Origin of the sequence: Vibrio agarivorans, from assembly GCF_030409635.1 — a bacterium.
GTDB lineage: Bacteria > Pseudomonadota > Gammaproteobacteria > Enterobacterales > Vibrionaceae > Vibrio > Vibrio agarivorans.
Map to the genome: position 1 here is coordinate 371,443 of NZ_JAUFQF010000004.1, position 14,549 is coordinate 385,991.

Sequence of the window (14,549 nt, forward strand, 5' to 3'; positions counted from 1 at the left end):
TCATCTCAAAGATTTATTGCAAGCGTACAAAATAAAAAACACCACGTAAAAATAAATTTACACCTTCAGCTTATTTACTTTTTGAGACGGCTTTCTCTGCTAAGTGATAAAAATTTCATTACTCTTTGCAGCAACTCCCTTATTTCACGGTCAATTTTATGGATTTAATTATCTCTTTGCTTCAGCAAATGTGCGTCTACCTCATGCTGGCGTATATGCTAAGTAAGACGCCTATTTTCAGACCGTTGTTAAGTGCCTCAGATCACATGAGCCACCGAGTGAGTGTCTATTTCATCTTTTCATCATTTTGTATTCTAGGTACCTATTTTGGTTTACAGATCAATGACGCTATTGCAAACACTCGAGCAATAGGTGCAGTGATGGGGGGATTGTTTGGTGGCCCTGTTGTCGGATTTTTCGTTGGCCTAACGGGTGGCCTTCACCGCTATACCCTTGGTGGGTTTACCGATCTCGCCTGTGCAATATCAACGACAGCGGAAGGGCTGATTGGAGGTCTGGTTCACCTGTACTTTGTACGCAAAAACCAAACCGAACAGATATTTAACCCATTGATGGTATTTTCCGTCACGCTGTTGGCTGAAATCATCCAGATGATCATTATCCTCATCGTCGCCAAGCCGTTTACTCAAGCTTACTCGCTCGTCTCAGATATCGCAGCATCGATGATCATAGCCAACTCTATTGGCGCGGCGCTGTTTATGAGTATCCTCCAAGACCGAAAAACCATCTTTGACGAATATTCTGCGATGTTTTCTCGACGCGCCTTGAGAATTGCAGAGCGTTCAGTGGGCATCATGGCGTCTGGCTTCGAGAGCCATAATGCTGAAAAGATCGCCAACATCATTTTTGAAGAAACCAGCGTAGGCGCCGTATCAATCACTGATAACCAAAAAATACTCGCTTTTGTTGGCATGGGAAAAGATCACCATGTACCTGGAACGCCGATCTCTTCTCAAAGCACGCTCGATGCGATGGCGCAAAATCGTATAATCTATCTCAATGGTCGTGACCACCCTTATCAGTGTACCCTCTCTGAGAACTGTAAACTTGGCTCCGCACTCATAATTCCTCTGAGAGCAGGCGACCGTTTGGTTGGGACTATCAAACTCTATGAGCCTAAACGAAAGCTTTTCTCAACAGTGAATATGACGATGGCACAGGGGATCGCTCAACTGCTCTCAAGTCAGATCCTATATGGTGAATATCAACAGAAGCAGAATCTGCTATCACAAGCTGAGATCAAGCTGTTGCAAGCCCAAATCAATCCGCATTTTCTATTTAATGCATTGAATACCATCAGCGCCGTGATCCGCAAAGACCCGACCAAAGCACGTAGCCTGATTCAGCACCTGTCGCAATTTTTCCGCAGCAACCTAAAGCAGAATATTGAGACCGTGACGCTGCGCGAAGAGCTTGCTCACGTCAATGCCTACCTCACTATCGAACAAGCTCGCTTTGCTGATCGACTCGCGGTAGATATCGATATCGCTGATGAACTACTTGATCGCCAACTACCAAGCTTTACCTTGCAGCCACTGGTTGAAAATGCCATTAAACACGGCGTATCGAACCTTCTAGAAAGTGGCCACCTGCACATTTATAGTGAGCCGATGAGTTGTGGCTATCGAATTGTGGTACAAGACAACGCAGGCAGCTATCAAGTACCAGACCAAAAACACTTAGGCTTGGGTATGCAGATAGTCGATAAACGTCTCGTTAATCAATTTGGTCCTGCGGCAAAATTAACCACAGATGTCGAACCTAACCAATACACACGAATGAGCTTTATCATTCCCGGCACGATGACAATATAGGGTGTAGTATGCTATCTGCTTTAGTGATTGATGATGAGCTATTGGCTCGCGAAGAACTATCAGAACTGCTTGAAGAGTCAAACAAGGTTAAAGTGATTGATACTGCAAGCAATGCCATCGAAGGGCTAAAAAAAATCAATCAGCTCAAACCCGATGTGGTGTTTTTGGATATTCAAATGCCACAAATTACCGGTATTGAACTACTCGGTATGCTTGACCCAGACACTATGCCGAAAGTGGTATTTGTCACCGCCTATGATCAATATGCCATTCAAGCGTTTGAGGACAACGCGTTCGACTACTTATTGAAGCCTGTTGACCCGCAACGTTTGGACAAGACCATTTGCCGCCTCGGCAAGGTTCATAAGAAACCAGCGGATATTCGCCAACTCGCACCTGAACAGCTAGTTCACGTGCCATGCATTGGCTTGAACCGAATTATGATTATTCCAGCCGAAGAGGTGCAGTTCGCCCACAGCGACATTACCGGTGTCCAAGTGCAAACCCGCGAGCAATCGGCGACCACTCAGCTGACTCTTAAGGTACTAGAGGAGAAAACCCCTCTGCTGCGCTGCCATCGCCAATATCTAATCAACATCAAATCGATTAAAGAGATTAAGCTGTTAGAGAACGGGTTGGCTGAAATCATTACATGCAGCGGCCATACGGTGCCAGTTAGCCGCCGCTATTTAAAAACCCTAAAAGAGATGCTCGGTTTCCACTAATTAAAAAGTGAGCTCACTTAAAGCTTATCGAGCATACGTGCCATGGCAGTAGACGCGTCTTTCCATTCTTGGCTACGTCTCAGCTCTGCTAAAGTAAAGCTGTTACGTTTTAGTAATGCTGAAGCTTCCACCTGTTGAATAGGTAAGCGATCTAATGCAGCAACTTGCGCGTCACGTTTATTGCACATCAATAACATATCGCAACCGGCCTCTAGCGCTTGCATTGCTCTGTCAGCAGGGCCACCCATAATGGATGCCCCCTCCATAGTCAGATCATCAGAGAAGACAATGCCTTTAAAACCTAATTGGCTTCTAAGGACTTCTTTGAGCCAAAAACTCGAACCACTTGCAGGCTGATCGTCATAATGTGGGTAGACCACATGCGCAGGCATCATGGCGTCCAATATACCAGTGTCGATTTGCGCTCTGAAAATCGCCATATCGGTTTCAAAAATGTTGTCACTGTGATTAAACGGTGTCTCTATGTGCGAGTCGGAAATCACGCCACCATGGCCAGGAAAGTGCTTACCCGTAGTGGCCATACCAATACTTTTCATACCGCGCATAAATGCGGTGCTGTGACACAGGATCGTATCGATATCTTCACCAAAAGCACGATTTCCGATGGCTTTACTTTGGTGCCCTTGGTCGAGCACTGGAGCAAAACTCAGATCAATATCATGCGCCATAACCTCGGCAGCCATCAGCCAACCAGCTTGTTCAGCGAGCACTTCTCCATTGGTTTGCTGCGCATAATGTTGCGCCGCAGGAATCACACAAAACTCATCGCGAAAACGCTGGACTCGCCCTCCCTCTTGGTCAACGCCAATAAGAATTGGTCGCTTAGCGGCTTGGCGCATTGATGCCGTCAACGCACTCAATTGCTCACTGTCATGATAATTGCGAGCAAACAAGATAATACCGCCGACACTCGGGTGCTCAATCACCTCACGGTCTTCAGCCGTCAGTTCATAACCTTCAACATCAATCCACAACGGTCCCATTTTTGACTCCAAACGATGATTATTTTTCTATCGATCGAGACTATTCACTTTGTGATTGCATTACAATGGGTTTCCGTTCTAGTTAAACAATTTTCCAGCAGGGATGATGATGCGCGAACTCTATATCGGTCTTATGTCAGGAACTAGCCTCGATGGTGTCGATGCGGTTGTGGTAGCAATAGATGATCACAACATTGAGCTTATTGCGAGTGATGAATACCCGTATCCCAACGCCCTAAGACAACAAGTATTGGCGATATGTACTGGGCAAAAGACCGATTTGCCTACGATAGGCCAACTCGATCATCAGCTTGGAAAGCTGTATGCAAATGCCGTCAATCATCTGCTCAACAAGGCTCAACTTTGCGCCTCAAATATCACTGCGATTGGCAACCATGGGCAAACGGTTTTCCATCAACCTCATGGTGAAGAAGCCTTTACCATCCAGTTAGGTGACGCCAACCTTATCTCTGCTTTGACTGGCATCGATACCATTGCCGACTTTCGCCGCTTAGATATGGCCGTTGGTGGCCAAGGTGCGCCTTTGGTTCCTGCTTTTCATCAATATCTATTTCGCTCTCGCCACAGCACGACTGTCATTCTCAATATCGGTGGCATTGCTAATATCTCAGTGATACCCAGTGATGATCATGTCATTGGCTATGACACAGGCCCCGGAAATATGTTAATGGACGCATGGTGCGAAACCCATATTGGACAAAAGTTTGACCAAAATGGGCAATGGGCTGCGACGGGCAAAGTGCTTCCAGAACTGCTTAATAAGCTCCTTGCAGACCCTTACCTTCAACAAGCCGCTCCTAAAAGTACCGGGCGCGAGCACTACAATCTTGCATGGCTGAATAAACAACTTATTGGCGACGAACTGCAGCAAGATGTTCAACGTACCCTGTGTGAGTTTAGCGCCCTATCGATCGCTAATGCGGTCGATAGTCACCAGAATGGTAATGACTGTGAACTTCTGGTTTGCGGTGGGGGAGCAAACAACCCTCTATTGATGCAAAGTATAAAAGAGCGACTTAAGCAATGGCAGGTCATGCCGACGTCTAAAAAAGGCATATCCGAAGACTCAATGGAAGCGATGGCTTTTGCCTGGTTAGCGAGACAACGAGTCCACAATCAGCCAAGTAATCTACCTGCTGTCACGGGAGCAAGCCAACAGGTCTCATTAGGGGTTATCTATCCCGCAATTAAGGAATTTTCATGAGCGATAATCAACTTCTCAATACCTTATCAAAACTCATCTCTGAAGGCCGAAATCCCGACACTATGGATCTCGACAACGTCAGTACTCTTGAGCTGGTGAGTAAAATTAATCACCAAGACAAACTCGTCCCGCTCGCGGTAGAGAAAGAGCTACCCAATATTGCCCTAGCGGTGGATGTGATCAGTGATGCGTTTAAAAACGGAGGGCGCTTAATCTACTGTGGCGCCGGAACAAGTGGCCGACTCGGCATCTTGGATGCATCTGAATGTCCACCGACTTTTGGTGTGGAAGAGTCTATGGTGATAGGCCTGATAGCCGGTGGACATGAAGCTATTTTTCGCGCGCAAGAAGGTGCGGAAGATTCTCCTGAACTCGGCAAAAACGATCTCATCAAAACCCAACTCACCAACAAAGACGTCGTGGTTGGCATCGCGGCAAGCGGTCGCACACCTTACGTCATTGGGGCACTAGAGTATGCCAATACTATTGGAGCTAAGACCGTTGCGCTGTCGTGCAACCCAGGGTCTGCGATTGCTCAGTGCGCAGAGATCGCCATCTCACCCGTTGTGGGGCCAGAAGCTCTCACGGGTTCGACACGAATGAAATCTGGCACGGCACAGAAGCTCGTCCTTAACATACTGACGACTGCGAGCATGGTTAAGATAGGCAAGAGTTATCAGAACTTGATGGTGGACGTCAAAGCGACCAATGAAAAGCTGGTCGCCCGAGCGGTTCGCATTGTGATGCAAGCAACAGAGTGCGATAAGGAGCAAGCCACTAAAGCACTAGAGGGCTGCGAGTATGAGGTCAAAACCGCCATCCTAATGCAACTCACTGGATTATCTTGCCAACAAGCCAGAGAGAAGATGGCTAAAACCTCTGGCTTTCTCGGGCAAGCGATTGAGCAATCATGAGTCTTTGTGTGTCTTACTCTCTTCTTTAACCAGTGCCACCAGCACCCACCCTCTTGCGGCGGGGTGCTTTCAATATCAGCAACCATTTGAATGCGATTTGTTCAATAACAGCTTAGGTCACGATTACTTATTGTACTCAGACCATCCACGCTGCCACTCCATACGAAACTTTTGCCCCTCTTCCATGCCTTCACATACCCCTTCATAGTATTGGCCAGATAAACCAATTTGGTAAGCAAAATTCGGATTACAATACTCGGCAACGCCTGTTAAATAGCCTTTATCATATTCAGACAATTCAACGTTACTGTACTGTTTTAGGTCGGCTGCTGAGCGAGAGGTATTTCCGCGCAATCCCTCTTGGTAGCCCACTTGATACCAATCCCCTTTTGCAATCAAATCTTCTGTTGAGGAAGCGCACCCTATCATTAACGCCGCAACACCTAGTACCATCAGCTTATTCATTATTATTTTGTCCTTGCGTATCCCACGCATCAATATTGTTAATATTTTCAATAACTACCACTCATTGTAGATAAAAACCACTCGCAACCATAAAAAACCACTTAATTTCTGTTACTGCCACTTAAATTTTGATGCGACCACTGACCTAAGCAGTGCAAGATAGTCAACATTCAGGCGCGTAACATAGGGGCATAACAAAATTTACACTGACCCTACACTAAGGAATACAAGCTATGTTGTGGTTTCTCACCTGTGTTGGCCTGCTTCTCGCTGGCTACTTTATCTATGGTGCCTTCATCGAGAAGATTTTTGGCATCAACGAAAAGCGTCAAACTCCCGCTCATACCAAAGCAGATGGTGTTGACTATGTACCAATGTCGACCAAGAAGGTTTACTTAGTACAGCTACTCAATATCGCTGGCGTCGGCCCTATTTTTGGCCCAATCATGGGTGCGCTCTATGGCCCAGCGGCAATGCTATGGATTGTTATCGGCTGTATTTTTGCTGGAGCCGTGCACGACTATTTCTCTGGCATGCTGTCGGTTCGCAATGGCGGTGCTTCTGTTCCAACTATCACAGGTCGTTACCTAGGCAATGGCGCCAAACATTTCATGAACATTTTTGCCATTGTTCTGCTGCTGCTTGTGGGCGTGGTTTTTGTTTCAGCGCCAGCTGGCATGATCACTAACCTGATTAATGATCAAACCGATCTTACGGTCTCTATGGGCACTATGGTTGCGATCATTTTCGGTTACTACATCATCGCAACAATTGTTCCGGTTGATAAAATCATTGGCCGCTTCTACCCACTATTTGGCGCACTACTGATCTTTATGTCCGTTGGCCTGATGACTGCGGTTGGTCTCTCAAGCGAACACACAGTCATGGGTGACTTCCAGATCAGCGACATGTTCACTAACCTCAACCCAAATGACATGCCTATCTGGCCTGCACTATTCATCACTATCGCATGTGGTGCAATCTCTGGCTTCCACGCAACGCAGTCGCCGCTAATGGCTCGTTGTATGGAGAACGAGAAAAACGGTCGTTTCGTCTTTTATGGAGCCATGATCGGTGAAGGTATCATTGCCCTGATCTGGTGTGCACTTGCTCTGTCGTTCTTCGGTTCTATTGAGCTACTAAGCGAAGCGGTTGCGAATGGCGGCCCTGGTAACGTGGTTTACAGCGCATCTTTTGGTCTACTTGGCGTATTTGGTGGCATCATCGCCTTCCTAGGTGTGGTTATTCTGCCTATCACTTCTGGTGATACTGCATTCCGCTCAAGCCGTTTGATTTTGGCTGAATACTTCAACATGGAACAGCGCTCAATGCGTAACCGCTTAATGATGGCAATCCCATTGTTCGTTATTGGTGGTGTCCTCACTCAAGTTGATTTTGGCATTATCTGGCGCTACTTCGGTTTCGCTAACCAAACTACAGCGGTCATGATGCTTTGGACTGCGTCAGCTTACCTACTGCGTCATAATAAGCTGCACTGGGTAACCACAGTGCCCGCTATCTTTATGACGACGGTTGTTGTGACCTTTATCTTAAATAACAGCACACTGGGCTTTGGTCTGCCAATGAACATCTCAACCATTGCAGGCATGCTGTTCTCACTTGGTGTTACCGCATTCGTAATTAAACGCTCGAAAGGCAAGGGGGAAGATGCCCTTGCTGATGAAGAGAAAGTACAAGCCGACACAAAAACGGCTTAGATACTCCATTGATTAAACACAAAAGGCTTCTTCGGAAGCCTTTTTTCGTTATGGGGCGTTTCAGCGAAAAGAGGGGATAGCAGCTAAACTTGATAACAAGCCAAGAACACATCGGCTATGGAGGTCACTATGTACAAGGTCTTGTTTATCTGTCGGCATAATGCGGGGCGCAGTGTTATCGCAGAGTCACTCGCACAACACTATCTGCCCAATGAACGATTTCATATTGCGAGTGGTGGTGTTGAACCGACTGGGAACATTAATCCACTGGTGAAATCCTACCTTGAAGATAACCAGCTTCCCATTCCTCACAACCATGCCCACTCCTGGGAGGAGCGTGTAGGTTTCGAGCCTGATATTGTCGTCACTCTGTGTGATAGCTTGCAGGGTGAGCCCACGCCAAGATGGATGGCGAATGGGATTCGAATCAACTGGCAAATTGATGCTTTTCCAACAGGTTATCACGCCAATAAAAACAGCCTCTATCATCATGCAGCGTTGGTCACAGAGACTCTCAAACCGCGCATTTTACGCATGAATGAAGTGTTGGTGGATGGTTTACCTAGCGTGCTCGTCAGTGATTACATGAAAAATCTAAACCACTAAATGCATAAGGGCAGCGAAACACTGCCCTTAGATTGATGGTCGCCCAGAGAGATCAGTCAACTTGTTTAATCTGTAGCTCTTTTGGCACCTCAAAGAACATGTTCTCTTCGCGGCCCTGAACCTCTTCAATCGTTTCTGCACCAAGTTGTTTAATACGATTTAATATCTTATTGACGAGCTCTTCTGGGGCAGAAGCACCGGCTGTCACCCCCACCTTTTTCTTACCTTCAAACCACTCAGGTTTCACGTCTTCTGGGCAGTCGGTGAGATACCCTTCAGTACCCAGCTTTTCTCCTAGCTCTTTAAGGCGAGTAGAGTTTGATGAGTTTTTTGACCCCACAACGACCAATACATCCACCTGAGCCGCCATCTCTCGAACCGCATCTTGGCGGTTTTGAGTCGCGTAACAAATATCATCTTTGCGTGGACCTTGAATCTCTGGGAAGACACGGCGCAGCTCTTCAATTACATCGGCTGTTTCGTCAACTGAAAGCGTTGTTTGGCTGACATAATGTAAATTCGATGGGTCTTTCACGATGTCTTTGAGCGTAGCTACATCTTTTGGTGTCTCGACGAGATACATCCCACCCGTTTCACTGTAGTACTGCCCCATCGTACCCTCCACCTCTGGATGTCCAGCGTGACCAATCAGCACCACTTCCATATTCTTGCGGCTCGCTCGAGCAACTTCCATATGCACTTTCGTTACCAATGGACAGGTCGCATCAAAGACTGTCAAGTCGCGTGCTTTGGCTTCTTTACGAACCGCTTGTGATACACCATGAGCAGAAAAAATAACGATGTTGTCATCAGGTACTTCATGCAACTCTTCAACAAAGATGGCTCCACGCTGCTTTAGCCCTTCAACCACAAAGCGGTTATGCACCACTTCATGACGGACGTAGATTGGTGGCTGATACATCTCTAGGGCGCGCTCAACAATACTGATCGCTCGATCAACACCAGCACAAAAACCACGCGGGTTTGCTAACAGGATTTTCATTTCACTACTCATGGAGTTTTATCTTCTTAATGGCCGCTATTCTACTGACAAAATTTCAACTTCAAAAGTCACATCTTGCCCTGCGAGTGGGTGATTAAAGTCAACCGTCACCGAATCACCTGCGATATCAGTAATGATTCCGGGAATTTCAGCTCCCTCTGGACCAGAGAATGCCATAATGGTGCCCACCTCAACTTCGGCATCGCCAACAAATTTAGCGCGATCCATATAGTGGATATGATCTGGGTTCGGTTGACCAAAAGCATCATCAGCTTTTAGAACAATCGCTTTTTTATCGCCTTGCTTAAGTCCTAACAGGCACTTTTCAAAGTTCTCACTCAAGCTACCATCACCGATGATGCACTTGGCTGGCTTACCCATGTTTTGAGTACTGTCTGCGACAGAGCCATCTTTCAATTTAATGGTGAAATGTAGTGTCACCGCTGAATCTTGGGAAATGATACTCACGTTACTGCTTCCTTGTGACTGATTGGTACTGTTATTGAAAACACGTCCCCCGTTATATAAAAAAGCGCCATCCGAATCAACGGACAGCGCTTGGGGATATTATGGTAATTGAGGTTTAATCACTTTTCTTATCGCTGCGGAAGCTATCGATAATGATCATCGCAGCACCTATGCATATGGCGCTGTCTGCCAAGTTAAATGCTGGCCAGTGATAAGTGCCCCAGAAAAAGTCTAGGTAATCGACAACAAAACCGTGTACGACACGATCAAACACATTACCAACCGCACCACCAATAATCATGGCGTAAGCGATATTGTTCCATTTCTCTTTCGCTGGCAGTTTGCTCATCCAATAGCTAAGCATGCCTGTGACAACAAATGCTATGGCAGTAAAGAACCAACGCTGCCAACCTGATTGCTCACTTAGAAAGCTGAACGCTGCGCCATAGTTATGAACATAAAGTAGGTTAAAGAAAGGCAAAACCTCGATGCGGTTTGACCAACCATACCCCATGTTATCCATCACAAAGAGTTTAATTGCGATGTCAGCAATAAAGATAACCACCGCTAGCCAAAGCCAACGAATCCCTGACTCTTTTAAGGTAAACGCTTTTTCACTCATAGCTCTTCCTAAAAACAACCCCAGTAAAAACTGGGGTTGTGACTACATTATGTTACTGACTGAATTAAGCGAACTTACGTACTTCGCCTTCACCATCAACGTTCGATACACAACGACCACAGATTTTCTCGTGACCTTCGATAGTACCTACGTCTGGAGTGTGGTGCCAACAACGGTCACACTTCTCGTTTTCCGTTGCGTTAACTTCAACCAGCAAACCTTCGATATCAGTCACTTGAGCAGCGTCTGTTTTTTCACTTAGAGGCTTAACTGTCGCCGCTGACGTCAACAGAACAAAACGAAGCTCATCGTCTAGCTTGTTGATCTTCGCTGCGAGTGCGTCTTCGACAAATAGAGTCACCTCAGCTTGCAGTGAACCACCAATTGTTTTGTCGGCACGAGCCGCTTCTAGTAGCTTGTTCACTGCACCACGAACCGCTTGGATCTCAGCCCAGAACTCATTATTTAGCTCTTCGCCTTCAACTAAGCCGAATAGACCTTCGAACCATTCGCCAGTGAAGACGAACTTGTCACGTTGGCCTGGCATCTCGTTCCAGATCTCATCTGCAGTAAACGACATGATTGGCGCCATCCAACGAACCAGTGCTTCTACGATGTAGTAAAGTGCAGTCTGGCAGCTGCGTTGAGCGTGACCACCCTTCTTCGCTGTGTACTGACGGTCTTTGATTACGTCTAGGTAGAATGAACCCATTTCGATAGAACAGAACTGCATTAGGCGCTGCGTTACCGCATGAGTGTTGTACTCACCGTAAGCTTTAACAATCTCTTCTTGAGCGGCTAGAGCACGACCTACAGCCCAGCGATCAAGTGCCACCATTTCTTCTGCAGGGACAATATCTGTCTCTGGGTTAAAGCCGTTAAGGTTCGCTAGGAAGAAACGCGCAGTGTTACGGATGCGACGGTATGCATCAGCAGAACGTTTTAGGATTTCATCTGAAACCGCAACTTCACCAGTGTAGTCTGTTGACGCTACCCATAGACGCAGAATGTCTGCACCTAGCTTGTTAGTCACATCTTTAGGTGCAACCACGTTACCGATAGATTTTGACATCTTGCGGCCGTGACCATCAACAACAAAGCCGTGTGTCAGCACTTGCTTGTATGGCGCTTCATCTTTCATCGCAATAGATGAAATCAGAGAAGACTGGAACCAACCACGGTGTTGGTCAGACCCCTCTAGGTATAGGTCTGCACTGTTACCGTTGTACTCTTCACGAGAGTCAACCACAGAGAAGTGAGTCACACCAGAATCGAACCATACGTCCAGCGTATCAAGCACTTTCTCGTAGTTATCAGCATCTGTACCAAGTAGTTCTGCTGCGTCTACATCCCACCATGCTTGAATGCCTTTCTCTTCAACCAGCTTAGCTACTTTTTCAATCAGCTCTAGCGTGTCAGGGTGCAGTTCCGCTGTCTCTTTATGTACAAACAGAGCAATTGGCACACCCCAAGTACGTTGACGAGAGATACACCACTCAGGGCGACCTTCAATCATGCCTTCAATGCGGCTTTCACCCCACTCAGGCATCCACTCAACACTCTTGATTGATTCAAGTGCTTTTGCTCGCAGGCCAGCTTGGTCCATAGAAACGAACCACTGTGGCGTTGCACGGAAGATAATTGGCGTCTTATGGCGCCAGCAGTGTGGGTAGCTGTGCTCATAAGCGTGGTGATGCAATAAAGCACCTTTATCTTTCAGTACTTCAACAACAGCATCATTCGCTTTAAATACGTGTTGGCCTGCAAATAATTCTGTATCAGGTAGATAAACACCGTTTGAACCAACAGGGTTTGCCACTTCAAGGTCGTATTTTTGACCTACCGCGAAGTCTTCTTGACCGTGACCTGGTGCTGTGTGAACCACGCCTGTACCAGAATCTGTTGTTACGTGATCGCCAAGGATCGCCGGAACAGTAAAGTCATAGAACGGATGATTGAACTGAGACAATTCAAGATCGGCACCTTTAGCAAAACCTAGGTTGTGGAAATGCTCAATACCAGCGCGATCCATTACGTCTTTTGCAAGCTCAGAAGCGACGATGATGCGCTCTGCATTGTCACCCTCAGTCTGGATTAGCACGTACTCAAGATCATCACGTAAACAAACTGCACGGTTTGCAGGAAGTGTCCATGGCGTCGTTGTCCAGATAACGATTGAGATGTCACCTTGACCTTGATGCTCGCCCGCTAGATCAAACTTCGAGATCAGCGCTGCTTCATCTGCCGCTTTAAAGCGAACGTCAATCGATGGCGAGACTTTATCTTTATATTCTACTTCCGCTTCTGCCAATGCAGAGCCACAGTCAGTACACCAGTGTACTGGCTTGAAGCCTTTTAATAGGTGGCCGTTAGACGCGATCTTACCCAAAGCGCGGATAATGTTCGCTTCGGTATCGAAGTCCATCGTGCGGTATGGTTTGTCCCACTCGCCCATGATACCAAGACGCTTAAAGCTCTCTTTTTGACCTTCAACCTGACCCGCGGCGTACTTACGACACTCTTCACGGAACTCAGCAGCAGAGATTTTTTGGCCTGGTTTGCCTTTTTTCTTCTCTACCATTAGTTCGATTGGTAGACCGTGACAGTCCCAACCAGGAATGTACGGTGCATCAAAACCAGAAAGTGTTTTGGATTTAATAATAATGTCTTTAAGAATCTTGTTTAATGCGTGACCAATATGGATGTCACCATTCGCGTATGGAGGGCCATCATGCAGAACGAAAGATTTTTTGCCTTTCTTCGCTTCACGGATTGCGCCGTAAAGGTCTTCTTTGTACCAACGCTTAAGCATTTCTGGCTCACGATTCGCCAGATTACCGCGCATTGGAAACCCTGTTTCAGGTAAGTTCAGGGTATCTTTATACTCACTCATCGATTCTTAATTCCGTTGTGTTGGGTGACAGTTAGACATTATGCCAAGTGGCGAACTAAACCACTTGGTCTTGCTGACGCAGCCACACCCTTGCTGCTTCAGCATCCAATTCAATTTGTTGCTTGAGGAGATCAAAAGAATCAAACTTCTTTTCATCTCTTAATTTGTGTAAAAGTGACACTTCTAATTGCTTACCATACAGATTGGCATGAAAATCAAATAAGTGCACTTCTAATTGCTGACGAACCCCATTCACCGTTGGGCGTTGGCCGATATTAGCAACACCACCAATCGGTGACTGCCCTATACCATGCGCCTCAACAACGTAAACCCCAGAAACTGGAGATACGCAACGCTTGAGTGGAATGTTCGCCGTAGGGAACCCTATGGTTCGACCTAACTTACGGCCGTGAGAAACACGACCACTGATACTGTAATCACGCCCTAGCATTGTTTTTGCGACAGTTAAGTCGTTAGTCGCCAGTGCTTGACGTATTGCTGTGCTGCTGACTCTCTGCTGCTGTAAGCAGAAACTCTGGGTACTCACGACTTCAAAGCCGTAGTCTCGTCCGGCCTGCTGCAGCATGGTAAAGTTACCCGTTCGGCCTTGACCAAAACAGAAGTCATCACCCACAACCAAGAACTTCACACCAAGTTTATTGACAAGTAGCTCTTTAATAAACGCATCAGCGGATAGATTGGCAAAGTGACGATTAAAATTCACACACAGCAATCTATCGATATCCAACTTACTCAGTTGAACATATTTGTCACGCAAGCGAGTTAAGCGAGCCGGAGCTTTATCTCGAGTAAATAACTCTAACGGTTGTGGTTCAAACGTCATCACTGTTGAGGGCAACCCCAACAATTTAGCCTGAGCAGTCACCTGCTCAAGAACCGCTTGGTGCCCTAAATGAACGCCATCAAAGTTCCCGATCGTCAGCACACAGCCGTGATGCTGAGAGGAAATATTATGAATACCACGAATTAATTCCATCGGAATCGTCTTTGACCTGCTAATCTCATTGCGTGAAACTGCCGGATTATATACTAAACAGCGTCAATCTGTCT

13 protein-coding genes are annotated in these 14,549 nt (G+C 46.6%); 6 read left to right on the forward strand and 7 right to left on the reverse strand.

The window, feature by feature from the left end:
- Positions 1-158: 158 nt before the first annotated feature.
- Both QWZ05_RS10080 and btsR read left to right on the forward strand, forming a co-directional pair.
- Positions 159-1,835 carry a sensor histidine kinase gene (locus tag QWZ05_RS10080; RefSeq protein ID WP_264874814.1) on the forward strand — a complete coding sequence of 559 codons (1,677 nt, stop codon included), beginning with the start codon at positions 159-161 and terminating at the stop codon, positions 1,833-1,835.
- Between the two features lie 8 nt (positions 1,836-1,843).
- Positions 1,844-2,560: a two-component system response regulator BtsR gene (btsR, locus tag QWZ05_RS10085; protein WP_290298260.1), complete on the forward strand. Its 717-nt coding sequence runs from the start codon at positions 1,844-1,846 to the stop codon at positions 2,558-2,560.
- 17 nt (positions 2,561-2,577) lie between these two features.
- Here the strand turns inward: btsR and nagZ are convergent, their stop codons facing one another.
- Complete coding sequence (gene nagZ / locus QWZ05_RS10090) at positions 2,578-3,564, reverse strand: beta-N-acetylhexosaminidase (protein ID WP_290298262.1); 987 nt, start codon at positions 3,562-3,564, stop codon at positions 2,578-2,580.
- A gap of 103 nt (positions 3,565-3,667) precedes the next feature.
- On the opposite strand from nagZ, the gene QWZ05_RS10095 reads away from it, so the two are divergent.
- Both QWZ05_RS10095 and murQ read left to right on the forward strand, forming a co-directional pair.
- Positions 3,668-4,789, forward strand: coding sequence for an anhydro-N-acetylmuramic acid kinase (locus tag QWZ05_RS10095; RefSeq protein ID WP_290298263.1), 1,122 nt, complete (start codon positions 3,668-3,670; stop codon positions 4,787-4,789).
- Positions 4,786-5,703: an N-acetylmuramic acid 6-phosphate etherase gene (gene murQ, locus QWZ05_RS10100; RefSeq protein ID WP_290298265.1), complete on the forward strand. Its 918-nt coding sequence runs from the start codon at positions 4,786-4,788 to the stop codon at positions 5,701-5,703. Before QWZ05_RS10095 ends, murQ begins: the two co-directional genes overlap by 4 nt.
- A 123-nt stretch (positions 5,704-5,826) precedes the next feature.
- On the opposite strand, the gene QWZ05_RS10105 is transcribed toward murQ, so the two are convergent.
- Complete coding sequence (locus QWZ05_RS10105; protein WP_290298267.1) at positions 5,827-6,168, reverse strand: DUF2799 domain-containing protein; 342 nt, start codon at positions 6,166-6,168, stop codon at positions 5,827-5,829.
- Between the two features lie 233 nt (positions 6,169-6,401).
- On the opposite strand from QWZ05_RS10105, the gene QWZ05_RS10110 reads away from it, so the two are divergent.
- Both QWZ05_RS10110 and QWZ05_RS10115 read left to right on the forward strand, forming a co-directional pair.
- Positions 6,402-7,886 carry a carbon starvation CstA family protein gene (locus tag QWZ05_RS10110; protein WP_290298269.1) on the forward strand — a complete coding sequence of 495 codons (1,485 nt, stop codon included), beginning with the start codon at positions 6,402-6,404 and terminating at the stop codon, positions 7,884-7,886.
- A gap of 129 nt (positions 7,887-8,015) precedes the next feature.
- Positions 8,016-8,492, forward strand: a complete 477-nt coding sequence (locus QWZ05_RS10115) for an arsenate reductase/protein-tyrosine-phosphatase family protein (RefSeq protein WP_264874807.1) — start codon at positions 8,016-8,018, stop codon at positions 8,490-8,492.
- Positions 8,493-8,544: 52 nt separating this feature from the next.
- Here QWZ05_RS10115 and ispH read toward each other — a convergent pair whose 3' ends face one another.
- The 5 genes from ispH to ribF all read right to left on the reverse strand — a co-directional run bounded on the left by ispH (position 8,545) and on the right by ribF (position 14,475).
- On the reverse strand, positions 8,545-9,507 hold the full coding sequence (gene ispH / locus QWZ05_RS10120; protein WP_264874806.1) for a 4-hydroxy-3-methylbut-2-enyl diphosphate reductase: 963 nt from the start codon (positions 9,505-9,507) through the stop codon (positions 8,545-8,547).
- A 24-nt stretch (positions 9,508-9,531) separates the two neighbouring features.
- A complete protein-coding gene (gene fkpB / locus QWZ05_RS10125; protein ID WP_264874805.1) occupies positions 9,532-9,963 on the reverse strand; it encodes an FKBP-type peptidyl-prolyl cis-trans isomerase in 432 nt (143 codons plus the stop codon).
- Between the two features lie 115 nt (positions 9,964-10,078).
- Entirely contained in the window at positions 10,079-10,585 is a 507-nt protein-coding gene (gene lspA, locus QWZ05_RS10130; RefSeq protein WP_264874804.1) for a signal peptidase II, read from the reverse strand.
- Between the two features lie 64 nt (positions 10,586-10,649).
- A complete protein-coding gene (gene ileS / locus QWZ05_RS10135; protein WP_264874803.1) occupies positions 10,650-13,478 on the reverse strand; it encodes an isoleucine--tRNA ligase in 2,829 nt (942 codons plus the stop codon).
- Between the two features lie 55 nt (positions 13,479-13,533).
- A complete protein-coding gene (gene ribF, locus QWZ05_RS10140; protein ID WP_264874802.1) occupies positions 13,534-14,475 on the reverse strand; it encodes a bifunctional riboflavin kinase/FAD synthetase in 942 nt (313 codons plus the stop codon).
- Between the last annotated feature and the right edge of the window lie 74 nt (positions 14,476-14,549).

What these genes read in the sequence shown, in the direction of transcription:
- QWZ05_RS10080 (WP_264874814.1), top strand. Translation starts at nt 159, where the DNA reads ATGGATTTAATTATCTCTTTGCTTCAGCAAATGTGCGTCTACCTCATG.
- btsR (WP_290298260.1), top strand. Translation starts at nt 1,844, where the DNA reads ATGCTATCTGCTTTAGTGATTGATGATGAGCTATTGGCTCGCGAAGAA.
- nagZ (WP_290298262.1), bottom strand. Translation starts at nt 3,564, where the DNA reads ATGGGACCGTTGTGGATTGATGTTGAAGGTTATGAACTGACGGCTGAA.
- QWZ05_RS10095 (WP_290298263.1), top strand. Translation starts at nt 3,668, where the DNA reads ATGATGATGCGCGAACTCTATATCGGTCTTATGTCAGGAACTAGCCTC.
- murQ (WP_290298265.1), top strand. Translation starts at nt 4,786, where the DNA reads ATGAGCGATAATCAACTTCTCAATACCTTATCAAAACTCATCTCTGAA.
- QWZ05_RS10105 (WP_290298267.1), bottom strand. Translation starts at nt 6,168, where the DNA reads ATGAATAAGCTGATGGTACTAGGTGTTGCGGCGTTAATGATAGGGTGC.
- QWZ05_RS10110 (WP_290298269.1), top strand. Translation starts at nt 6,402, where the DNA reads ATGTTGTGGTTTCTCACCTGTGTTGGCCTGCTTCTCGCTGGCTACTTT.
- QWZ05_RS10115 (WP_264874807.1), top strand. Translation starts at nt 8,016, where the DNA reads ATGTACAAGGTCTTGTTTATCTGTCGGCATAATGCGGGGCGCAGTGTT.
- ispH (WP_264874806.1), bottom strand. Translation starts at nt 9,507, where the DNA reads ATGAGTAGTGAAATGAAAATCCTGTTAGCAAACCCGCGTGGTTTTTGT.
- lspA (WP_264874804.1), bottom strand. Translation starts at nt 10,585, where the DNA reads ATGAGTGAAAAAGCGTTTACCTTAAAAGAGTCAGGGATTCGTTGGCTT.
- ileS (WP_264874803.1), bottom strand. Translation starts at nt 13,478, where the DNA reads ATGAGTGAGTATAAAGATACCCTGAACTTACCTGAAACAGGGTTTCCA.
- ribF (WP_264874802.1), bottom strand. Translation starts at nt 14,475, where the DNA reads ATGGAATTAATTCGTGGTATTCATAATATTTCCTCTCAGCATCACGGC.